This window comes from Erythrobacter sp. SCSIO 43205, from assembly GCF_019904235.1.
GTDB lineage: Bacteria > Pseudomonadota > Alphaproteobacteria > Sphingomonadales > Sphingomonadaceae > Erythrobacter.
In genome coordinates this window covers 762,750-786,438 of sequence record NZ_CP063202.1, presented here as the reverse complement: position 1 = coordinate 786,438, position 23,689 = coordinate 762,750, and the positions used below count along the sequence as shown (strand labels likewise).

16 protein-coding genes are annotated in these 23,689 nt (G+C 57.8%); 4 read left to right on the top strand and 12 right to left on the bottom strand.

Annotation, left to right across the window (positions count from 1 at the left end):
• The first annotated feature begins 59 nt into the window (after positions 1-59).
• The 3 genes from INR77_RS03725 to INR77_RS03715 are packed head-to-tail and all read left to right on the top strand — an operon-like array spanning position 60 to position 5,078.
• Entirely contained in the window at positions 60-1,622 is a 1,563-nt protein-coding gene (locus INR77_RS03725) for an MFS transporter (protein WP_223072587.1), read from the top strand.
• Positions 1,615-2,982 carry an alpha-amylase family glycosyl hydrolase gene (locus INR77_RS03720; protein ID WP_223072586.1) on the top strand — a complete coding sequence of 456 codons (1,368 nt, stop codon included), beginning with the start codon at positions 1,615-1,617 and terminating at the stop codon, positions 2,980-2,982. Before INR77_RS03725 ends, INR77_RS03720 begins: the two co-directional genes overlap by 8 nt.
• Positions 2,983-3,005: 23 nt before the next feature.
• Positions 3,006-5,078: a glycoside hydrolase family 97 protein gene (locus INR77_RS03715; protein ID WP_223072585.1), complete on the top strand. Its 2,073-nt coding sequence runs from the start codon at positions 3,006-3,008 to the stop codon at positions 5,076-5,078.
• 232 nt (positions 5,079-5,310) lie between these two features.
• Here INR77_RS03715 and INR77_RS03710 read toward each other — a convergent pair whose 3' ends face one another.
• The 9 genes from INR77_RS03710 to INR77_RS03670 all read right to left on the bottom strand — a co-directional run bounded on the left by INR77_RS03710 (position 5,311) and on the right by INR77_RS03670 (position 16,635).
• Positions 5,311-6,147, bottom strand: a complete 837-nt coding sequence (locus INR77_RS03710) for a phytanoyl-CoA dioxygenase family protein (protein WP_223072584.1) — start codon at positions 6,145-6,147, stop codon at positions 5,311-5,313.
• Positions 6,148-7,386 (bottom strand): ABC transporter permease, encoded by a 1,239-nt coding sequence (locus INR77_RS03705; RefSeq protein WP_223072583.1) that lies wholly within the window; start codon positions 7,384-7,386, stop codon positions 6,148-6,150.
• On the bottom strand, positions 7,386-8,162 hold the full coding sequence (locus INR77_RS03700; RefSeq protein ID WP_255573913.1) for an ABC transporter ATP-binding protein: 777 nt from the start codon (positions 8,160-8,162) through the stop codon (positions 7,386-7,388). The genes INR77_RS03705 and INR77_RS03700 overlap by 1 nt, the downstream gene beginning before the upstream one ends.
• 9 nt (positions 8,163-8,171) lie before the next feature.
• Entirely contained in the window at positions 8,172-9,404 is a 1,233-nt protein-coding gene (locus tag INR77_RS03695; protein ID WP_223072582.1) for an efflux RND transporter periplasmic adaptor subunit, read from the bottom strand.
• Positions 9,405-9,539: 135 nt separating this feature from the next.
• The gene (gene kdsA, locus INR77_RS03690; protein WP_223072581.1) at positions 9,540-10,364 is read right to left on the bottom strand and encodes a 3-deoxy-8-phosphooctulonate synthase; all 825 of its coding nucleotides are present in this window, start codon (positions 10,362-10,364) and stop codon (positions 9,540-9,542) included.
• Positions 10,365-10,373: 9 nt separating this feature from the next.
• Entirely contained in the window at positions 10,374-11,690 is a 1,317-nt protein-coding gene (locus INR77_RS03685) for a cytidylyltransferase domain-containing protein (protein ID WP_223072580.1), read from the bottom strand.
• Positions 11,691-11,693: 3 nt separating this feature from the next.
• Positions 11,694-12,683 carry an SIS domain-containing protein gene (locus tag INR77_RS03680; RefSeq protein WP_223072579.1) on the bottom strand — a complete coding sequence of 330 codons (990 nt, stop codon included), beginning with the start codon at positions 12,681-12,683 and terminating at the stop codon, positions 11,694-11,696.
• Positions 12,680-13,870, bottom strand: coding sequence for a hypothetical protein (locus INR77_RS03675; RefSeq protein ID WP_223072578.1), 1,191 nt, complete (start codon positions 13,868-13,870; stop codon positions 12,680-12,682). The genes INR77_RS03680 and INR77_RS03675 overlap by 4 nt, the downstream gene beginning before the upstream one ends.
• Positions 13,871-14,001: 131 nt before the next feature.
• On the bottom strand, positions 14,002-16,635 hold the full coding sequence (locus INR77_RS03670) for a M14 family metallopeptidase (RefSeq protein ID WP_223072577.1): 2,634 nt from the start codon (positions 16,633-16,635) through the stop codon (positions 14,002-14,004).
• 224 nt (positions 16,636-16,859) lie between these two features.
• On the opposite strand from INR77_RS03670, the gene INR77_RS03665 reads away from it, so the two are divergent.
• Positions 16,860-20,186, top strand: a complete 3,327-nt coding sequence (locus INR77_RS03665; protein ID WP_223072576.1) for a TonB-dependent receptor domain-containing protein — start codon at positions 16,860-16,862, stop codon at positions 20,184-20,186.
• Positions 20,187-20,266: 80 nt separating this feature from the next.
• Here INR77_RS03665 and INR77_RS03660 read toward each other — a convergent pair whose 3' ends face one another.
• From INR77_RS03660 to INR77_RS03650, 3 genes are all read right to left on the bottom strand, one after another.
• Complete coding sequence (locus tag INR77_RS03660; RefSeq protein WP_223072575.1) at positions 20,267-20,839, bottom strand: VOC family protein; 573 nt, start codon at positions 20,837-20,839, stop codon at positions 20,267-20,269.
• The gene (gene hppD, locus INR77_RS03655) at positions 20,836-21,966 is read right to left on the bottom strand and encodes a 4-hydroxyphenylpyruvate dioxygenase (RefSeq protein WP_223072574.1); all 1,131 of its coding nucleotides are present in this window, start codon (positions 21,964-21,966) and stop codon (positions 20,836-20,838) included. The genes INR77_RS03660 and hppD overlap by 4 nt, the downstream gene beginning before the upstream one ends.
• Before the next feature lie 174 nt (positions 21,967-22,140).
• Positions 22,141-23,679, bottom strand: coding sequence for an acetyl-CoA acetyltransferase (locus tag INR77_RS03650; RefSeq protein ID WP_223072573.1), 1,539 nt, complete (start codon positions 23,677-23,679; stop codon positions 22,141-22,143).
• Positions 23,680-23,689: the final 10 nt, after the last annotated feature.

The following is a 23,689-nucleotide window of genomic DNA, read 5'->3' as shown; positions in this document are numbered from 1 at the left end:
CGAAAGGGATGGGGGTGCGTGCGCTAAGGGCGCGTCAAGCCCCGAACGGGAGAGCAATCATGGCGATAGCCAGAAGCGCTGGCGGTGTTACCAGCACGAGGCAAAAGCCACAACTGGGCTGGATGAGCCTTGCCAATATGAGCTTCGGCTTTTTCGGCATCCAGATCGGCTTTGTGTTGCAAAACGGCAATATGAGCCGCATCTTTCAGACGCTCGGCGCGAGCATGGACGACCTTCCCGCCCTTTGGGTGGCAGCGCCGCTGACCGGGCTTATTGTGCAGCCGATTATCGGGCACCTCTCGGACAAGACCTGGAACCGCTTCGGACGCCGCCGGCCTTACTTTATGACGGGCGCCTTATTCTCGGCGATCTCGCTTTTCCTGATGCCTATCGCGCCAGCCTTTGCTGCCCCGCTCTTGTTTGCCGCTATGCTGCTCTGGATCCTCGATGCGAGCCTCAATATCGCGATGGAGCCCTTTCGCGCCTTTGTCGGCGATATGCTCAGCAAGTCGCAGCACGCAACCGGCTATGCCGTGCAGACCGCGTTCATCGGAGCAGGCGCAGTGGTGGCGGCGATCTTCCCCTGGCTGCTCGCACAGTTCGGGGTTAGCAACACGGCCGCCGACGGCCAGATCCCCGATACTGTCAGATGGAGCTTCTGGGCAGGCAGCTTTGCTTTGTTCAGCGCGATCGCGTGGACCGTGATAACGGTCAAAGAATACTCGCCCGAAGAAATGGCCGCCTTCGAAGAGGAGCGCGATGTCGAAGACAGCGCAGGGATCGAAGGATTGGCAGCGAAAGGCTTTATCAGCCCTGCCCTGTGGCTTGCAGCAGGTGCCCTTGTCACATTGTCGGTCGCCCCGCTCGGCCTTGAGAAGGAAATCTTTCTCCTTGGCGGCCTCCTTGCGACCTATGGCGTGCTCTCTGCCATCGGCATTTCAATGGCCAAGCAAGGGAAGGCCGCCAATATGCTCTCCAGCATCGTTGGCGATTTTTCCGGAATGCCTGAAACGATGAAGCGCCTTGCTCTGGTGCAGTTTTTCAGCTGGTCAGCGCTTTTCATCATGTGGATATATTCAGGGCCGATTGTCTCGCAATATTTCTACGGCAGCACCGACCCAACAAGCGAGGCGTATAACGCAGGCGCGAATTGGTGGAACGTCATCTACACCGTCCAGAACGGTGTCGCCGCTATCGCAGCTCTACTCGTGCTGCCGTGGCTTTCGGGAAAAATTGGCAAGGCGAAAACGCATATGACGTGCCTCTTACTGGGGGCGCTCGGTTTCTTCGGCTATTTCGTGCTGCGCGATCCGAACCTTCTGATTATCTGCGAGGTGCTCAAAGGCATCGCCTGGGCCTCGATCCTCGCCATGCCCTACGCCATTCTTGCAAGCAGCCTGCCACAGAGAAAGCTCGGCATTTACATGGGCCTTTTCAACGTCTTCATTGTGGTACCGCAATTGCTCGTGGCGACGGTGATGGGCAGCGTCATGCTCGCGTTCTTCCCGGGCGAACCCATCTGGACCATGCTTTTTGCCGCCGCCAGTTGGACGATTGCTGCCCTTGCGATGCTGCGCGTGCAAGTGCCGGGCGAAACCACCGGGGGAACAACCTATGCGTAATCTGCTTTTAACCGCTGCCGCTGCTCTGGCTTTGGCGAGCTGCGACACCGCTTCAACTTCCTCCTATGAACCGAGTGACTTGGCGCAGGTGCAGTCGCCTGACTGGGTCGCCGATGCCGTCATCTACCAGATGAACACGCGCCAGTTTACAAGCGAGGGAACGTTCAAGGCCGCGCAAGCGCAATTGCCGCGCCTTGCCGAAATGGGCGTCGATATCATCTGGCTGATGCCGATCCATCCGATTGGCGAGGAGAAGCGCAAAGGCACATTGGGCAGCCCCTATGCGGTGAAAGACTACCGCGCGGTGAACCCCGATTTGGGCACAGAGGATGAGTTCCGCGCCTTTGTGGATGAGGCGCATCGACTAGGCCTCAAGGTCATTCTCGATTGGGTGGCAAACCATTCGGCGTGGGATAACGCGCTCGTTACAAAGCATCCAGAGTGGTACACAAAGACACCAGAAGGCGAGATGATGCCGCCTGAGGGCACCGATTGGTCCGATGTTGCCGACTTCGATTTTTCCAACCCGGATTTGCGCGAATATATGACCGGCAGCCTCACCTACTGGGTGCGCGAGTTCGACATTGACGGTTACCGCGCGGATGTGGCTGGCTATGTACCGCTCGATTTTTGGCAGAACGCGCGCGCTGAGCTTGATGCGATCAAACCTGTATTCATGCTCGCTGAATGGGACAGCCGCGATATGCACTATGGCGCGTTTGAAGCGACTTATGCGTGGAGCTGGAAAGATGTCATGCAAGAGATTGCGCGCGGTGATGCCAATGCCAATGCCATGCGCAATTACTTTACCACGCAAAAGGTTTCCTGGCCCGATGGTGCGATGCGCATGATGTACACAGACAATCATGACCAAAATTCCTGGGACGGTGTGGCAAGCGAAATTTACGGCCCTGCCTATGAAGGTGCGATTGCGCTGAGCTTTGTGGCTCCAGGCATCCCGCTCATCTACAACGGTCAAGAAGCGGATTTGGACCGCCAGCTCGCATTCTTCGAGAAGGATGAGATTGAGTGGAAAGAGGGTGAGTACGCGCCCCTGTTCAAGCGACTGATTGCTTTAAAGACCGCTGAGACGGCACTGCACAATGGTCCGCATGGCGCACCGCTTGTCGAGGTGCCTAATTCCGCTTCATCCAACGTGCTGAGCTTTGTGCGCGGCGAGGGCGAGGCACGCGTTTTCGCAGTCTTCAACCTATCGCCACGCGGTCAGGACGTGACTTTTGAGCTTGCACGTCACCACGGCGCGTTTGCGGACGCGATGAGCGGCGAGGATGTGACATTTGTGGGAATGACAAGCCTTGCAATGGAGCCGTGGGGCTACCGGATATTCACAGCGAAATGATGACACGAAATTGGGAGAGAGAGATGCCAGCCTACTGGATCAAATGCGTTGTTTTTGTAGCGCTTGGCATCATGGCCACGCTGCCGCTAAAGGCTGCCGAGCTTGCGATCACCTCGCCTGATGGCGCGATTGTCCTTACGGTCAAGGATGATGGCGGGCACGCGACCTACGAAATCTCCCACGATGGGAACGAAGCGATCCGGCCATCACGCCTCGGCATCTTGTTCAGGGACCACCATGGCTTTGAAGGCGACCTCGCGATCAGCGACCACGCCACCGCAAGCCACGATGCGACATGGGAGCAGCCTTGGGGTGAGCGCCGCTTGGTACGCGATCATCACAATGAGCTCGCCGTCACCTTCGCCGCGCAAAAGGGGCCAGCGCGCGAGATCACTGTGCGCTTTCGCGTCTTCGATACGGGTGTTGGTTTGCGCTACGAGCTTGAAGAACAAGAGGCTTTCCAAGGCCACATCGCCATCACCGACGAGTTGACCCAATTCGCAATCGCCAATGACGCTGACGCATGGTGGACGCCAAGCCGCCAGTTCAACCGCTACGAATACATCTATCGCAAGGGCCAAGCTGGCACAGTCGATGATGCGCACACGCCCGTTACCTTCCGCCGGCAAAACGGCGTGCACATTTCCATCCACGAAGCGGCGCTGGTGGATTACTCAGCGATGTCGCTCCTCGCGCTTCGTCCCGGCGATTTCGAGGCACAGCTGCGCGCGGGCTCTGATGGCATCAAGGTGCACACCTCCGCTCCTTTCAAGAGCCCTTGGCGCACGATCCAGATCGCCCCCGATGCGGTCGGACTCATCAATTCCGACATCATCCTCAACCTCAACGAGCCCAACAAGCTTGGCGATGTCTCATGGGTGGAGCCGGGCAAATATGTGGGTGTCTGGTGGGAGATGCACATCCGCGACCGCACTTGGGGCAATGACGGCATCCACGGCGCGAACAATGCCGATGTGATCCGCCACATCGACTTTGCGGCCAAGCATGGCTTCAACGGCGTCCTCGTCGAGGGCTGGAACACCGGATGGGACGGCGATTGGTTCAACAATGGCGAGCTTTTCAGCTTCACCGAAACCTATCCCGATTTCGACCTGCCGATGCTGAGCCAATATGCCGCCGACAAGGGCGTGCGCCTCATCGGCCATCACGAGACGAGCGGCAATGTCGCCAATTACGAAGCGCAGATGGAGGAAGCCTTCGACCTCTATCAAAGCCATGGCATCCGCGAGGTCAAAACCGGCTATGTCGCCGATGCGGGCGATATCGTTCGCTATGACGAGAACGGCATAAAGCAATACGAATGGCATGACAGTCAATTCATGGTCGGCCATCACCTGCGCGTTCTGGAAGAGGCGGCCAAACGCCGCATTTCGATCAATGCTCACGAGCCCGTGAAGGACACAGGGCTGAGGCGGACCTATCCCAACTGGATGACCAGAGAGGGCGCGCGCGGGATGGAATTCAACGCCTGGGGCACGCCGCCCAATCCAACCGATCACATCTCGATCCTCGCTTACACGCGTATGCTGTCAGGGCCGATGGACTTCACACCCGGCATCTTCGACCTTCGCCCCAATGAAAAGCCGCCGCTTCGCGAAGATATGCAGCGCGGCGATCCCTCGAACCGTCCGCAAACGACGCTCGCCAAGCAATTGGCGCTCTATGTGGTGCTCTATTCTCCGCTCCAGATGGCAGCGGACCTTCCAGAGAATTACGAAGCGCGCATGGACGCCTTCCAGTTTATCAAGGACGTCGAAGCCGATTGGGAAGAGAGCGTCGCGATTGCCGGCGAGGTTGGCGAATATGTCGCGATTGCGCGTAAGGGCCGCGCTGGTGGCGAGTGGTTCCTTGGCGCAGTGACCGACGAGGAAAGCCGCGCGCTCGACCTGCCGCTCACCTTCCTTGAAGATGGCAAGACCTACACAGCGCAAGTCTACCGTGATGGCGATGACGCGCATTGGGACACCAACCCTTACGACTATGTGATCGAAGAGATTGAGGTGATGAGTGGCGGCACTCTGCCCGTGAAACTTGCGTCTTCGGGCGGGGTGGCTGTTCGCTTTATCGAGAAGTGAGCTAGGCCAGCAGCCAGCCAAGAACTTCGGGAAGACGCTGATCCCAAACGTTTTCCTACAGCCCACCTGCTTGGTAAATCCGGCGGCGATGCTGCGCTGTGTTCCAACGTCCTTTCAATCGATTTTTTCGATCAAATCACCTCTTATTGATCAATCCGTTTTCTGCTCTTGGACAGTGTCTCAAGTGTCTCACTTTTCCAACATTGGGGAAGTATACGCGCAGCGACACGAGCTAAAACCCGCGCGCCGGGAAATCATCAGGCCGCTGGATCCAGTTTTGCGGCGAATAGTCCGCCGCACCGTCGCACACGTGAAGCGTGAAGGCATGGCGCGCCTTGTCCGAGCGGTTAGGCGGGCTGTAATGCGGCAGGAGGCCGTGCAGCATCACCAGCGTACCCGCTTCAACTTCCAGCGGTTTTGCGGCGTCCTGAGTGGGCCAGGGCGCATCGGACAGAGTGTCCATCTCAACCGCGCCATCGCGCAGACAAAAGCGCTGTCGCAGGGGCGTATCGATCCCCTCATCGCTCACCCACAGGCAGCCGTTGTCAATCGTCGCATCATCAATCGCAAACCAGAAGGTCAGAACCGAAATGGGTGCGGTGTAAAAGAAGGTCGCATCCTGATGCCAATTGACCTCGCCCCCAATGCGCGGCTGCTTGAATATGTACATCGACTGGTAAATGCGCGGATCTTGCTGGCCCAAGCCTTTGGCTACAGCCTCGCAATTGGGATCGCGCGCAAAACGCTCGAACACCGGGTCAAGGTCGTGCATCGCGTGCCCGATCTTGTTGATCGACAGCGCCTTTTCTTGGCGCAGCTTGCCGCTTTCATCGAAGGCTTCTTCTTCAAAGAAACACCGGATCGTATTGGCCGAACTCAAGAAATACTCGTCACGCGTTTTGGCGTGATCCTTGGTGGTGAAAATCGCCCGCTCGCCCTCGGCGTCGAAATTCATGACGATGCGCGCAGCCGCTTCGCGAAGCTCCTCCAACTCGCTGGCCTGCTTGAACCCTTCAAGCGCGCAATATCCTTGGGCGGCGAACTTGTCCTTATGGGCCTTGGTCAGCACTTATTCCGTCCTAAGCGCTTCAATCGGAGACAATCGCGAGGCGCGTACGGCCGGATAACCGCCAAACACAAGGCCGATGACGGCGGAAAATATGAGCGAGCCAATCGCAACGCCAAGACCGATGGGTACGGGGAAATCAGCATATGCGGTAAGCGCGGTCCCTGCGAGCCATGCCAGCGCCAAGCCAACTGCTCCGCCGAGCACGCACAACACGGCCGCTTCGACCAGAAATTGATTGCGAATGTCAGAACGCTTGGCGCCCAATGCCATGCGAAGGCCAATCTCGCGGGTGCGTTCAGTCACGGAAACGAGCATGATGTTCATGATGCCGATCCCGCCAACAAGCAGAGAAATAGAAGCAATCGCGACCAGAACGGCTTGGAGGATGCCGGTGATGAACTGGCTTTCCTCCATAAATTCCTGCGTGGTGCGAACGCGGAATGGGTTTATGTCCCCGTCGCGCACGCGGTAGCGGTCTTTCAGAACATTGGTGATGTCGATTTTGCCCTGGACCAGTGATGCGCCTTCCTCGAACCCAACAAAAGCAAGTTGCAGATCATCGGGCCCCGGCAGAGTGTCCCCGACAAAGCGCTGGCGCATGGTCGAAATTGGCATGACCACAGTGTCGTCGTTATCCGTTCCAAAGGTGGAGCCCTTCTCTTCAAGAAGGCCAATCACCTGAAACGGGACTCCATCGACCCGAACGGTTTCGCCCACGGGATCAAATTCGCCGAACAATGTCTCCGCCGTGGTGCGACCAAGCACCAGCACCCTTGCCGCAGAGCGCACGTCGGCCTCAGTGATGTATCGCCCCTGATCGGCGGGGTGATTGGTGATCGAACCAAAGCCTGGCGTGCTGCCGGTCGCACTGGTCGAAGCGTTTGCGCCCGATGTGACCAGATCGAGCGTGGAGCGAAGTTGCGGGGCGGTCGCGATGACACCGGGCACCTCGCGTTCAATCGCGCGCAGATCGCGGCTCGTCAGACGGCCACGGTCGAATGAACGCCGCCCGCCCTCGTTGTCTGGCTCGGGCACGATGATCGCCATGTTTGAGCCAAAACTGTTGATCGACTGCATCACGGAAACTTGCGCGCCATTGCCCACAGCGACCGCAAGAGTGACGGCAAAGACGCCAATCAAAACGCCCAACATGGTAAGGATCGAACGCATCAGATTGGTGCGCAGCGCTGTGAAGGCGATGGCGATATTGACGCTCCAGCTGGCGATCCATTTGTCCATCACGCGCTCTCCGCCTGAGTTGTCGCGCGAGCAATTGTGCGACCCTCAACCGCACGGTCTTCGACCACCTTGCCATCGCGAAACTCGATCCGGCGTTTGGCGTGGTCTGCGATTTCGTCCTCGTGGGTAACGATGATCACAGTGATGCCATCTGCGTTAAGCGTCTCGAAGATTTCCATGATCTCTTCGCTTGTGCGGGTGTCGAGTGCGCCAGTCGGCTCATCCGCGAGCAGTACCAAAGGCTCTGTGACAAGCGCTCTTGCGATGGCGACGCGTTGTTGCTGACCACCGGAAAGCTTGGCAGGTGTGTTAAGGAGGCGTTCCCCCAACCCCATGTCGATGAGCTTGGCCGTCGCCCTTTCGCGGCGCTCTGCCTTGTCCACACCCGCATAGATGAGCGGAACGGCGACATTGTCGATGGAAGAGGTGCGAGCGAGCAGGTTGAACTGCTGAAACACAAAACCGATCTTCTCATTGCGCAAGGTCGCAAGGTCATCGCTCGACATGGATGCGGTCGGGGTTCCATCGATCAACACCTGACCCGACGTCGGGACATCAAGGCACCCGATCATATTCATAAAAGTCGATTTGCCAGAGCCACTCGTCCCCATGATCGCGACATATTCGCCTTTGGCGATGGACAGCGAAACACCGTTCACCGCATGGATCGTCTCACCGCCCAGATTGTAGCTTTTCACGAGGCTACGGGTCTGAATAAGCGGCTGATCGGTGCCAGTAAAAGGCGTCGTATTAAGAGGCATTGCAGGAATAGCCATAGCCGTCTCTCAAGAGCCCTCGCCCGAACCATCACCGCGCAGGGATCTGGAGCGCACAAGAACATTTTGCCCCGGCTCAAGGCCTCCAGTGATCTCGATATAATCCTCGCCCTCAAGGCCCGTTTCAACGGCAATCCGCCTTGGCGTGTAAGGATCGTCACCCGGCACCCAAACATAAGTCTGCTTGCCTTCACCCGGCTTCTCCTCGGCCTCATCCTCAGGCTGCTCGCCGCGATCTTCTTCGCGCGGCAAGAAGCGGGTCGCGGCGACTGGCACGCGAAGGACGTTTGCCTTCGTCCCGGTTATGATCTCAACGTTGGCGGTCATGCCGGTGAGCAAACGCCCGTCGGAATTGTCGACATCAAGGATAACGAGATAGCTCACCGCATTGCCGCTTTGCGTCGCGGACTGGCGGATTTGTTGGACCGATGCTTCGAAATCTGCGTCGGGATAGCTGTCCACGGTGAAGCGCACGGTTTGTCCTTCGCGCACCTGGCCAATGTCGGCTTCGTCAACCGATGCTTCTACCTGCATCCGGCTTGTGTCGGCAGCGATGGTGAAAAGGTTGGGTGTCTGGAAATTGGCAGCAACCGTGGTTCCCGGCTCCACCAGCTTATCAATCACCACCCCGCTGGTAGGCGCGATGATGCGGGTGCGCGAGAGATCAAGGCGCGCGGATTCCAATTCCGCCATGCTTTGCGCAATCTGTGCCCGTGCGCTTTGTGCCTGAGCTTGCGCGCTGCTCAAATTGGCTTTGGCCGCAACTAGTGCATTTTCCGCCTGATCAAGCCCGGCAGTCGATACAAAGCCTTTCTGAGCCAGGTCCTTGCGCCGTTCAAATTCGCGAGTCTGCACATCGACATCGGTTCGAGAGCGAGCGATCGAGGCCTGTGCCTGTGCGAGACTTGCGCGGGCGAGATCGACCTGAGCGCGCGCCTGTGTCACGCGGGCACGCGGACGGGTTGCATCAATTTCGGCAAGCAATTGGCCGGCGGTCACAGGCGAATTGAAATCGACGTATACTTGCGTGATCTGTCCGGAAACTTCTGCGCCGACGTTGATTGTATTGAGCGCGCGCAAAGTGCCGCTGGCAGAGACTACACGCGATACTTCGCCAAGGCTCGCCTCTTCCTCAACATATTCATAGTCGCGCTCGCCCGACGAAAAGATCGCGACAAAGATCGCCAGAACGATGAGCGCGAGCACCCCCGTGATGATCGGATGTCTTTTAACCCAAGCCAATACTCGCTTCACTTGAATGCCCCGTGCAACTTTCCCTTCCACAAGCCATACACTGTCTCATCGCGCAATCGAGCGTCAATTACGACGTTTGCAGTGTATTCACGTTCGGTCGCAGAAAATTCGCCTCGCGTGCGTTCAAGAAAGCGATTTTGCAACGGCGTCAAAAGGCATCAGATTTTCCAGCAAAGTGCGCATCTTCGCCAAGGGAACCATGTTTGGCCCATCGCTTGGCGCATGATCCGGATCCTGATGCGTTTCAATAAAAACAGCTGCTACTCCGACTGCCAAAGCAGCGCGTGCAAGGGGCGCGACAAATTCGCGCTGACCACCCGAGGACGTGCCTTGGCCTCCGGGTTGTTGGACCGAATGGGTCGCATCGAACACCACCGGATAGCCGGTTTCGGCCATGATCGGCAGGCTGCGCATATCGTTGACGAGTGTATTGTATCCGAAACTGGTCCCCCGCTCACAAAGGAGGATATTCTCATTTCCCGTACTGGCGATTTTGGCGGCAACATTGGTCATATCCCATGGCGCCAAAAACTGCCCCTTTTTGACATTGATGGTACGCCCGGTTTTGCCTGCTGCGAGAAGAAGGTCGGTTTGACGGCAAAGAAATGCGGGAATTTGCAAAACATCGACCACTTCCGCCACGGCTTTGCATTGAGTTGGTTCATGCACGTCGGTTATCACCGGGCAGCCAAACGTCTCGCGCACCTCTGCAAACACTTCCAGAGCCTTAGCAAGGCCAATGCCGCGCGGCGCATTGACATCTGTTCGATTGCCTTTGTCGAAGGACGATTTGTAGATCAAACCAAGGCCAAGCACCTCACATATTTCGTGAAGACCCGAAGCCATTTCGAGCGCGTGAGCGCGGCTCTCCATCGCGCACGGTCCAGCGATCAGGGTAAACGGCAAATCATTGCCAATGGTGAGATTGTCGATGCAGACGTGCTTCATCGAGCCTTCCTAAAAAGCGCCATGAGTGGAAAGGATGCGCTGCACATCATCGCCGCGCGCCGCGCTTAGACGGATGCGGGCCTCTGTTTCGAGCACTTGCCAAGCTCGTTCTTCAACTTCGCTCCAACGCCCTTGCGGGACGACCACCACCCCGTCTTCATCGGCAAAGACCACGTCTCCGTTGGCGATAGAAACATCGCCGATTTGAATGGGCGTGTTCATCGACTTCAGCGTGCCTTCAAACTTGATATCGTTGCAATGGCTTGCGCGCGCATAGACCGGCAGGCCGAGGCGGCGCACGTCCTCGGTATCGCGGGTGACGCCATCGATTACGGCCCCCGCCGCGCCGGACCTGATCGCAAGCGATGCATTGAGATCACCGAAATACGCGCGTGTTGGCACTTCATTGGCGACCATGATCACATCGCCCTGACGAACAAAATCATAGGACTGGAGCGCGTCGTAAATACCCTTCCACGCATCCTTTGGCGCATCAGGGGCGACCTCGCCCAGTTGCAAGGTTTTGGCGCGCCCCATCATCCTACCGCCGGTCGTTGGACGAATATGAGCAGGCAGCACCGCCGCTATGCCCAATTCCTTTGTGATATCGGCAAGAACGCTCGAAGAGAGCACACCCATCATCGACCGAAAGCGCGCAACTTCGCCCGCGCGCTGTCCAGCGGCGATGGTTTCAGCAAAAGCGAAATCGGCAGGAGTGTCGATGTCGACCTGCTCGATTCTATCAAGCTCAAAAAGAATGGGCGAGGTGCCAAACCGCTTGGTCGGCGGCGCGCTATTCTTGCCCCTGCGCACCATATAAAGGCTCATCGCCTCCGTCTGCGTATCGGGCAGATCGATACTGTTCGGGACGCGGCCCTCGGCATCGAGATACTGAGGCTTTCCACCCGCCCAGCAATATTGTTTGTCGCGTGCAATTCCCACAAGGCTGTCGGCGTCAGGGTTTTCGATCAGAGCCGTGAGAGCGCGGCTAATGGTGTCAGCGGTTACAAAAGGCGCGGTGCACAGCAATTGGACGTAAATGTCGGCGTCAGGCCTCTGGCGGCACTCCCATGCAAACATCGCGTGTCCATCGGTTGCATTGCTTGCCAGCTCTACGGGGCGTTTCAGCCATGTCACAGGCAAATCATCGGCCAAAGAAGCGAGCGTTTCATCCTCGCTATCAAGACACACTTCAGAGATGAGCGGGCAGTCCAGAGCCTGTCGCAGCTTGCGTTTGAAGAGATGCTCACCGTCCAAAATCGCGCGGTTTTTCCCCGGCACGCGGGTGCTCTCACCTTTGGCAGGGATAAAGGCAACGATTTTCATGTCTTAGTCCAAAATATCCTGCGCATGGATCATGCCGTTGAGCCGTCCGGCATTGTCGATCACAGGCAGGACCAGCCACGCGCGCTTCGCCTGGGCACGCGCGGAAAGAACGTCGCCCAAAAGCGCTCCATCGCACACCGTTTGCGGATCGGTCTGCATGATGTCGCCAGCCGTCACCCTCGACAGGTCCATGCTCCATTGGAGGTGCCTTCGCACATCGCCATCAACCACCAGACCCAGAAGATGACCGTCTTCTCCAACTACGCAGGCTGCCCCCATGCGCTTGGCTGACATAACGGTGAGAAGATCGATCAACTTGGTCTTGGTCTGCACCGTCGGCAGATCGTCTCCTTGCCGCATAAGATTGGCGACGGGGATCATCTGCCTTCCCAAAAGACCTGCGGGGTGGTGGCGCAGAAAGTCATCACGGGTGAACCCGCGCAACTGGCTCGCGGCAACCGCTAATGCATCACCGATTGCAAGGTGTAGCGTCGTGCTGGATGTTGGCGCCATACCGATATGGTCTGCCTCGTTCTCCACTTCGGCAAGGATGAGATGTTCAGCCGCACGGGCTATCGGAGAGCCCTTGCGCCCGACAATCGCAACGAGAACACAACCGCGTGCGCGGAACATGGGAACAAGGCGTGTGATTTCTTGAGTGGTGCCACTATTTGAAAGCATGATGACCACGCTTCCCTCTTGCACAGCGCCCAGATCGCCATGCGCTGCCTCAGCGGCATTGAGAAACAATGCTGGAGTGCCCAGACTGGACATGGTGGCAGCGATTTTCGCGGCGATGTGCCCGGACTTGCCAATGCCCGTCACGATCACTGGCTTGGTTTGCGCTGCCAACAGCGCAATGACACGTTGAATTGACGCTTGCGGTGGAGCTTGCAAAAAGGTCTGCAGGGCCGCTTTCTCACTGGCAATCGCTGCGTAAAAAGCATCGCAAATCGAAGCGTTCTGCCCCTTTATCGCGGTAAGAGCGTTCATACAGCCACCTTTTCGCCGCGCTCCCAACCAACTGCGAAAACGCCAAGGTTCCGCTCCCAGCGGTCAGGCTCAAAAGGATTGGAAAGGCGCTCTAAAATCCCGTTTCCGGAAAGGCAGGGATCCTTGGGCCAGACAAGATTGTTGGCCGCGTGGTAGGCGAACCAAGTGCGCGCTTTGGCGAGATTGGGCGGCTGCGCACTCCCCTTGATCATCGCATCGGTGAACTCGTCCAGATTATCGCTCGCGCAAAGCCAGCCACCGGTTGCAAAGCGTGACTGGCGCAGGATCGGTGTGCCGCTGAAGGCTGCTAGAGAAAACGCTTTGGAATCGCCAAGCAAAACACCATCGGCCGCGCGCATCAGCGATGGCGATGTGCGCGCGCCATCGGGCATTTCTCCGGGCAAGAGCGTGAGCCTTTCGGGATAAGTCGCCGCCAGGATCTCTACCGCGCTATTATCGACGTAAAGTTCATTCAATGGGTGGTTCGTAAGAGCAACAAAAACCCGCGGATCGAGCCGCTCAAGCAGCTCTTCGACAAGGTGTGCATTGGGAACCGGGCCATTGCGATGAATGGTATAGAAGTTTTCGTCGTGCTCATATTCAAGCGGCACAAAGAGAACGGGGCGGTCGCACGCAAGCTTCGCCCATTCGCGAAAGCTGTTTTGCGCCGCCACCTTCGCATACGGCGCATCGACCAACGGCTGCCAGTATGGTTCAATCAGAGCATCAAGCTGCGCGATATGCTCATCGCTCAAATCGGGCAAAAGCCCGTGCGCAAACGGCTCTTGGGCAAAGTGCACTGCGCCCACCGGGAGCAAGAGGGGCTCTGCACCGCCTTCGGTGATATGCCTCACAATGCCGGGAAATTGCCGTACGGTGTCAAAGTCCGCTGAACGGCACAGGACGAAATCGGGATTTAAGCTTTGCACAAAGTCGATGATTGCGTCGGCCTGTTTGGCCTTCGTGCGCATTGATGGGTGGTCCTGATCGGTGACAACGTGCCAGCATATCTGCGGCATATGCTGACACAGGTCATATTGGGACTGCCCAACGCCGGTCCCTTTCCAAAAAACAGGCGCAAGGATGTGAACTTCATGATCGACCACCAGCTTTTCCAGAAGCGGTACGATGATGTGCTCAAACCACCACGGGGTTACTCCCGGTAAATAGAAAAGAACCCGCATCATCGCCCCCGCGTGCTTCGTGAAAAGCCTGCAGGATTGCTGGCCTTTGTGCTTCACAAAGGTGCTAGGTCACGATGGTGACGATTGGTTAACCTTAATCCCTCGGAACAATCGCTAGGGGAAAACCCTCAAGATCAGCGCACACGCGATGGTGCGACCAAAACCGCGTTTGCGATCAGAAGATCGAGCCCGTCAAGGAAAGCCCTGGTCGAGGGGTCGTGCGCAAAACCGATGGTCATGCCCCGGCCCGTACCTTGCGCCATCATATAGGGTTTGAAAGCCAACTGACGACGGTTCTCGTCCCACACGTAACCACTTTCCACCAGCGCATCTGCGGCTGCAAAACGCATGACATTGCTACCATTGGAGCGATCAAGCGGGGTGAAAATTTGCGACCCGCTGGCAAGCACGACTGCCCCGCCATCGTAGCCAGCCGACAGGAAGTGCTCTGTGTCGGCTACGGTGTTGAGCAGTGCACCGGGCAGCGTATCGGGCAATGCCTGCTGATCCGCGATAAGCTCACGATATTCTTCCTCGCTTTTGATCTCTTCCGCCTTAGTGAGCGAGCCTGCTTCTGCGCTTTCATCTTTGGCCGACCGTCCCAGAGCTGCCTCGCGCTCGACCGAGAGAAGCGCGTCCTCACCTGAGGCAAAGGTGCGAAGAGAATTGCCGACCGCCACCAGCACGCCGCCGCCAGCGACGAAGCTTCGCAAATTACTGATACCGCCCGAACCCATCGCGCCGCGCGGGGATCCATCGGGGACGATTACGACATCGTAGTCGGATAGATCAGCGCGGCCAAAGCGATTGGTGCGGATCGGGACAACAGGCAAGCCAAGGCGTTGCTCAATCACATAGCGCAAGGCCCCGGCGCTCAATTGAGACACGCCCTCATCCCACGCGATAGCGATCTTGGGCACTGCCAGGCGTTTGAACGCTGAGCTGCCAAGGTTAGGGCCATCTTCCACCCAGCTATCGCCGAGTGCAACCGTCTCTGCGCCGATTTCGGCGGCAAGTTCACGCAAACGGGCCATCTTTTCTGGAGTGTTCCTAGCGACCGGGAACAACACGGTTCCACGAGGGAAGGTGCGTCCGTTCTTTGTGAAAGCCTCATCGGTTGAGCTTGCCTCGATCCCTTCGCGCAGCGCCAAAGCGACAAGACGCGCCTGACCGCTATCCGTCCACGGAACGGCTACAGCATAGGCCGCCGATGCGTCACCAACTGAAGCAATAGGCTCCGCGCCGGTAAGAGGAGTGCCCCCAAGGGCGCCATTGCAAACGTCGATTTTCACGCCCGACATCGCCCCCACCGACCATGCTGTCACATCATAGAGTTCGTGGTCCAAATCAACCGACCGACGCTTTTCCTGTTCGACAACAAACTCACGCGGAAGCTGCGTGTTTTTATCAAGCAGGCTGCGTACCAGTTTTCCCGAAGGTTGGGCTTGCGGGACCGCGATATAGCCTTGCGGATAGGATCGCCCACACACGCTCGCTGGACCGGATTGACGCAAAACCTCAACGCCTTGCAAAGCCAGTCTTCGGCCCAAATGCTCTGCGTTCCAACGGCGCTGCGACAAGTCGATGACATAGGCACCACTTCCCGTTGAGCCGTTTGCATTGGCGCGGCGATATTGGGCGTAATCGCTAAGGAAACGCTCGGCATTCATCGCGACCGCTTCTGCTGTCGACAGGCTCGCGACGAAGTGGTTGCGCACACCGGCTGCATAGGGAAGCACAGTCCCGTCCCGCCGTTCCCAAACGAGGCCGCGCGACGAGCCTTGTTCATAGGTCATCCCAATCGCCCCCTGGTGCGCGTTCCAGGTGTCACCATAGCCGGGGTAGAAGAGGTCGAAGACTTCGCGGGTGAAGTAAGGTTCGCCGATTTGATCAAAATTGCGCGCATTGTTGCGGCCAATCAGCTCGTATAGGCTAAGTTGTGCAGACGTAATATTGGGGTTCACCGGATCTGCCGCTGGCGCAAAAAAGTACGTCTCATCGCCGCCCATTTCGTGCACATCAGCGACCACGACTGGGTTCCACTCAAGCATCGCTTTCACTTTGCCGCGCGTCTCTGGCTGGCTGAGCGTGAACCAGTCGCGGTTGAGGTCGAACATATAATGATTGACCCGCCCGCTGGGCCAGGTTTCGTCATGTTCAGCCGCCTGACGGTCGCCGATAGGCTCAAGGCCAAGTGCATTGCGGAAATGACTGACAAAGCGCGCGCGCCCGTCGGGGTTTTGGACAGGATCAAGCACGACGATGGTCTTGGACATGATTTCCTGCACACGCGGATCATTGGTCGCCGCCAGCAGGTGATAGGCCATCATGATCGCTGCATCGGTCGAGGCGATTTCGTTGCCATGCACCGAATAGGCAAGCCATGTCACCGGAAGAGCATCACCATTGCTTGGACGACCTGCCGCAATATTGGCCATATCTGCCCTGATCGCATCAATGCGAGCCATGTTTTCAGGGGCCGTCAGAACCACATAGTGCAGCGGCCTGCCCTGCCAACTTGTTGCATATTCCATCATGCGGGCGCGGTCAGGAGCGGCAGCAACGAGAGCCTCAAGATAACGCACCGTCTCTTCAGGACTGGTTATCCGCTCACCAGGCTGGTGGCCGATAAGCTGGGTCAAAGTCGGTATCGAGGGATCAAATTCGGCCTCGACAAAAGACTGCGCGAGCGCGGCTCCTGCAAGAGAAATCGAAGCAAATCCAAAGGCGACAAATGCGGCGATCCGCCGAACCAGATGATGTTTCATGACGCTGGTCTTAGCCAGAACATCGCCGAGCGCAAGAGAGCCCGCAAAAGAGGCACATGGCGGCTGCTTAATTGTTGTGACCTGTCGACTGCATGAGCAATATGTGCCTTTGCTGCAACAATACTGCAAATTATGACGGAAATTGGTCGGTTTCATCTGGTGCATTCTTGACACAAGCGGCCTGAGCATTGTCCAACTTTGCCCACAACAACAAGGGACCCGCTATGAAACCTCTCAAAATATCCTCCCAGGCCCTGCTGCTCGCAGCGGCAAGCGCGATGCCTTTCGCTGCTTCTGCTCAGGAAGTGACAGGCAATTCCGGTGAGGAAAATACCGACAACCAAATCGTCGTAACCGGCTCGCGTATTGCTACCGATTCAACCACCGCTCTTGCCAGCCCGGTTCAGGTTGTGACCGCTGAAGAATTCCGGGATTCCGGTCAAATCGATATAACCGAAACACTTCGCGACATTCCTGCACTGCAGGGCGCATTGCCAGCAACGCTCGACAGCGCTGATGGTGGTGATGTTACCGGCGCAAGTACGCTTAACCTTCGCCAACTGGGCACGGCCCGGACGCTGGTGCTACAGGATGGCCGTCGTCATGTTCCAGGTTTCGCAGGCACGGCTACAGTCGACGTAGCCACGATCCCACAAGCCTTGATCGGCAGCGTTGAAGTGCTGACCGGCGGTGCATCGGCGGTTTACGGTGCAGACGCTGTTTCGGGCGTTGTGAACTTCATCACGCGCGACGGTCGCGATTTTGATGGCATCGAATATCGCGCTCAAACAGGGATTAGCGATGAAGGCGATGCTGAGGAATACTTCCTGTCAGTCGCAGGCGGCGGTGAATTTGCCGAAGGTCGCGGCAGCGCAGTCTTTGCGCTTGAATATTCCCACTCAACCGCAGTCCTTAACAGTGATCGCCCTGATATTGCGGGACCTGGCTTTTCTTCGTTCAACGGCTCTAGCGAATTTGCCAACGAAATCCTTGGCCTCGCTCCTGGCACGCGAAATGCGTTCTTCCCGAACCGCACGCTTCCGGTTTCGAGCCCCGGCTCTACCATTGCTCTTGACCCGACACCGTTTGCGTTTCCCTTCGGTGCTCTGCTTTCGTTCGTGACCGATTTTGACGGGCGCACTGGCACGATCCCAACAATTGACGGTACCGACATTCCAGTGCTCCAAGTCATCGACCCGGTGACGGGTGAATTGCGTGCGTTCAATCCTGGCATTTCGACCGGCGCATTTAACGCTATTGGCGGCGATGGCATCCCGATTGGTGAGACGGCTTTGGGCCAAACGCTGATTCCAGAGATCACCCGTGTGGTCGCTGCTGCTGGTGTTGACTATGAGATCACTGAAGGAATCGAATTCTTCGCAGATGCGAAATTCGCCTACACCGAATCGAACAGCATCAACGGCATTCCATTCTCGGACGATATTCCAATCGCTCTCGACAACCCGTTCCTGCCGCAGGCGCTGGTCGATCAGATCGCGATTGTGGATGCCCTCGATCCCAACTCCACGCCTAGTATTTTTGTTGCGCGCGATAACCTTGGTTCGGAAACCGGTTCTGGTTCTGCAGTTGAGCGGTCAACCATCCGGGCCACCGGTGGCTTCCGCGGCGACATCACCGATAATGTCAAGTTCGAGGTGTCCTATGCGTGGGGCCGCACGGAAGTTGACAGCATCGATGTTGGCGCGCGTATCAATGACCGGTATTTCACCGCTATCGACGCTGTTGCCCTGACGCAGGCTGATATCGACGCTGGTGTCCCTAACCTCAATGCAATCCGCAACGGTCAGGACATTCAGATCACTGGCAGCTCTGCACAAGTGGGCGACATCGTCTGCCGCGCCGAGCTTACCGGTGAGCGTTCACCGGCGGCCCTGTTCGTTGGTGGCCCGCCCCTCGATGAAAACGATCTGACCCGTCCGGTGACCTTCCAAATCGGCGATGGTCGCTGTGCGCCTATCAACATCCTTGGTTCGCAAGCGATCCAGGGCGCAGGCCGCGACTTTGCGTTCGTTGACCTCACGGACCGCACGGTGATCGAGCAGCAGCAATTCCTGGCCGTCGTATCAGGCGACACGGGCAATCTCTTTGAGTTGCCAGGTGGTCCAATTGGTTTTGCAACCGGTTTTGAATATCGCCGCGACACTTCGAACTTCGTGCCTGATTCCTTCAAGCGCATCGAAGGCAATGTGGTGGGTAACACATCGGCGATTATCAACATCTCGCCCACCGACGGGCAAGGCATCTCTGTCAAAGAAGGGTTTGGCGAGCTTCGCTTCCCGCTCCTCGAAGGACTTCCCGGCATTGAGTATCTCGAGGTAACGGCGTCTGGCCGCTATTCCGATTACAATACCATCGGCACGACAAAGACCTATTCTTTCGGCGGCACGTACAAGCCGGTGGACTGGTTTACACTTCGCGGCACATATTCGCGTGCTATCCGGGCGCCAAACATTGGTGAACTGTTCGCACCGCAAGGCCCAGCCTTCATCGGCGTGGACGCTGACCCTTGTGATAACAACGCACTGGCCGGCAATGAAGGGTCGAACAACCGCCTTCAAAACTGCGCAGAATTCGTTGCTGTTGACGCAAACAATCCTATCGACGGGTTCGATTCATCCGACTTCCTGACAGCTTTTGTGACAGGGACGACAGGTGGTAACCCCAACCTGATCGAGGAAACCTCCGACAGTTTCACTATCGGTGGTATCTTCGAGCCTCGGGGCATCCTCGGCGGCGCTCTCGATAACTTGGTCGTCATTGCCGACTATTACGACATCGAGATCACAGACGCTGTGGGCACACTTACTGGTGCGCAAATCGCAGCTGCGTGTGTTGACCTTCCTTCAACGGACAACCAGTTCTGTGACAACATTCAACGTGATCCGAACAACGGCGGTGCGATTTCCGGGTTTACGTCCGGCAATATCAACCTCGCCGTTCTGCGCGCGCGCGGTGTCGACTTTGAAGCACGTTACACCTTCGACGCTCCGTTCGGGAACGGCGATTGGGGGACCTTCCGCTTGAGCGCCACGGGGACGTACTTCCTTGAGCGTTCTACTGAAAGCGATCCTGTCATTGGGGAGATCATCGCCGGAATTGAGGATCCATTAGAGCAAGAGCTGCAAATTGCAGACCAAGCGCTCGTTAGCGACCTTCTCAATGTGATCGGTGTTCCAGATGTTATCATCAATTTTGGCATCAATTGGGACCTCGACCGCCTGAACATCGGTTGGACCGGGCGTTACGTTGACTCGTCCTTCCAACGGCCGAACTCGGCAAGCTTTGTCGCTTCTATCGAGAATGGCGCTGTGGTTGTGAACCAGAACGAGGGCCTCCTTGACGCATCTCAGTTCAAGACGGGCAGCGCGTTGGAGCACAACATCAACGTGAGCTACGATGTCACTGACGACATTCAGGTTTTCGGCGGCGTGAACAACCTTACAGATCGCAAGCCATTCCTTGGCAGTCTGATCCGTCCGGTTGGTCCGCGTGGTCGCTTCTTCTTCGTGGGTGTCTCGGGCTCGTTCTAAGTCCCACTCAGAACACACAAAAAAGGGGCGCGCAGGTTTGACCTTCGCGCCCCTTTTTCCTTGTCTTGGTGATGCCCGCTTTAGGCGTTGCCGTGTTCCTTGCGCGCGATCTCGTGTAGCCAGTCGGCATGGCGCGGGGCGGTTTTCGTCTTGCTCCATTCTTCGAGCATGACCGGCGCCACCCGCTTCAATTCTGCGTATTGCTCCTCGGTGCCAATATCGGCGGCAAGTTCCACGCGGTGCCCGTTGGGGTCGAAGAAATAGATCGACTTGAAGATACCGTGGTGGGTCGGGCCAAGCACATCCACGCCCTCGCCTTCGATATGGGCTTTGGCAGCGAGCAATTCCTCTTCCGAGCCCACTTTGAACGCAAAATGCTGGACCCATGCCGGCGTGTTTTCATCGCGGCCCATGTCGGGCTGATTAGGCAGCTCGAAGAAGGCGAGGATGTTGCCGTTCCCTGCATCGAGGAAGACGTGCATATAAGGGTCATACTCACCGGTTGAGGGCACATGATCCTCGGCGAACGCAGTGGTGTACTCCATGCCGAGCACGCGGGCGTACCACTCGACGGTTTCCTTGGCATCCTTGCAGCGCAATGCCGTGTGGTGAACCCCGCCCAGTTTCACAGGATGGCTCGCTCCGTGCGTCATTGGGCAGGCTCCTCAGCGTTCAGCACGCCGCGCGCAATCTGGTCGCGCTCGATGCTTTCAAACAACGCCTTGAAATTGCCTTCGCCAAAGCCATCCTTGTAATCGCCCACGCGCTGAATGAATTCGAAGAACACAGGGCCAATGCGCGGCTCTGCGAAGATCTGGAGGAGGAGGCGCGGGCTTCCACCTTCGGTCGTGCCGTCGAGCAGAATGCCGCGTGATTTGAGCGCGCTCTCGTCCTGACCGTGGCCGGGAAGACGCGCGGACAGCATCTCGTAATATGTCTCTGGCGGCGCGGTCATGAAGGGCACGCCGTGCTCCTTGAGCTTGTCCCATGCGGCCACAATATCGTCACAGATCAGCGCGATGTGCTGGATGCCTTCGCCATTGTATTCGCGCAGGTACTCCTCGATCTGGCCCTTGCCATTTTCGCCCTCTTCATTGAGCGGGATGCGGATCTTGCCATCGGGCGCGGTCAACGCTTTGGAAGTGAGGCCGGTGTACTCGCCCTTGATGTCGAAATAGCGGATTTCCTGGAAGTTGAAGAGCTTTTCGTAGAAGTCGGCCCAATAGGCCATGCGTCCGCCATAGACGTTGTGAGTGAGGTGATCGATCAACTTGAAGCCGCAGCCTTCCGGGTGCTTGTCGACGCCGGGGAGATATTCAAAATCGATGTCGTAGATCGACAGGCCCTCGCCCGCCTCATCCGCATAGCGATCAACGAAGTAGAGGATCGAGCCGCCGATGCCGCGGATTGCGGGGATGCTGAGTTCCATCGGGCCAGGCGCATTAGCGACCGGCTCTGCGCCTTGTTCAAGCACATGGGTATAGGCTTTGGCTGCATTGCGCACGCGGAAGGCCATGCCACACGCGCCCGGGCCGTGTTCGCGTGCGAAGTACCATGCGGCGGACTTTGGCTCATAATTCACGATCAAGTTGATCCCGCCCTGACGCCACAATGCCACGTCTTTCGAACGGTGGTTGGCGATGTGGGTAAAGCCCATGCTCTCAAACACAGGCTCCAGCATACCTTTCTCAGGCGCGGAGAATTCGACGAATTCAAAGCCGTCGAGGCCAGCGGGGTTTGCGAACAAGTCACCGGGGTGGAGGGGCTCTTGAAGGGTCATGTGCCAATACCTTTAGTTGATGAAACACTGCCGTAGCGCAGGAATCAACGAAATTTAGTTTCGTTTGAAACTATCTAGCGACAGAGGCACGATTTGTCAAAGGGCAGCGCCCCTCGCCCGCTCGTTGGAACGGTTCAAGATCACAACAGGCCCCCGGCTGGGAAAGTGGCTGGTTTAGGCGAGCCGCCCGATATTGCGGCCCTGCCCATCGCGGGTCACGGTCAGGCGCTCGCCAAAAGGCTCCCCGCCTTCAAACAGCGCGCGCGTTGGCTCATCGCTCAGATCGGCATTGCCCGCCACCCGCTCGCCTTCGGGTGTGCGCCCGATAAAGACCGCCACATCACCGCCCTTGTTGCGGTTGATGGTGTAGGTTTCGACCAATGCCTCGCTGAAATCGCCCTTGCACACCGGCACGCCGTTGCTCGCTTTGGCAAGCGCCCTCACGCGCGTGGCTGGATCGGACCAGTCGGCAGGCGTGGTGGAATAGATGCCGGTCGAATATTTGCTCATCCAACCGCCATTCGCGCCCACCAGGGCCGTCTTGCCCGGATTGGCCCGCACCCGCGCCACCGCTTCGCAAATGGCATGGGCCGAGTAATTGTTGCCCGCCCCGCCAAAGAACGGCAGCCCGCCGGTGAGCGTGAGCCCGCGCGGATCGTCAATCGCAAGGCCAAAGTGGTCGCACTGATTGAACACCGGGATCGCAAAGCACGAATAGAAATCGAGAAAGTCGATCTCGCCAAGGCCCGTGTGCGCCATTTCAAGCGCCGCTTCGACGCTGGCGATAGAGGCCGGATTGGCTTCGAGCGCGGGGCGTTCGATCAGCTTGAGCTCGCTTGCAGAGGTGACCGAATGGATGTGCACCCACTGGCTTTCCGGCACACCCAGCGCGCGCGCTTTGCTGGCACTGGCGATGATGATGGCGGCGGCCTGGTTCACCTGATCGCGCGCCACGGTCATGCGGGTGTAGGGTTCTGCGACAATGCGGTTACGCGCGGTGATCGTAGCAAGTTCCTCGGCGCTGCGCTCTTGCGGAGCGGCAGCGTGAGGGTTTTCTGCCGCCACGCGCGTGAAGGGCTCGAACAATTCGCCGATCCTAAGGCGATATTCCTCAAGGCTGAGCCCAAGCTTTGCCCGCCGCGCGTTTTCGGCAAGCGCATAAAGCGGGATCGCGCCGGTTGCGCCATGCGCAAACAGCTCCATCTCCATCAGGCCTTCCACCCCAAGCCCCCGGTCTTCGCATTCGCCCCCGCGCTGCTCGGACCAGTCGGGTGCCTCACCCTTGGCGCTTAAGGCAAGGACTGTCGAAATCGCCTCTGCCCCGACAATCGCGGCACATTCGATCCTTCCCTCGGCAATATCGGCGGCAAATTCGCCCAGCATCTGCTGGTTGGTCTGCCCGCCGGTGGGCGAGAGGATGAGGCGCTCAGGGTTTGCTGCCACGCGCGCTGCAAAGGCGGCAGGGACGTTGTCAGGCGCGCCAAAAGGGGGTTTGCGATCAGCACGCGACATTTCGAAGGCGCGGATCACAGCGAGCGCGTTGATCGCGTCTGCGACCGCCTGAGTGCCGCCTGAAGCCGAGGTGTCAGAAATCGCCTCGGCCAAAGCCCGGCCGCCCAGATCCGCATAGGAAAGGGGCGTATAGTCCGGGTCAGTGACCTTGTGCGAAAACTGGCCAACCCCGATGATGACGGGGGTGTCGTCAGCAATCATCGAACCGCGC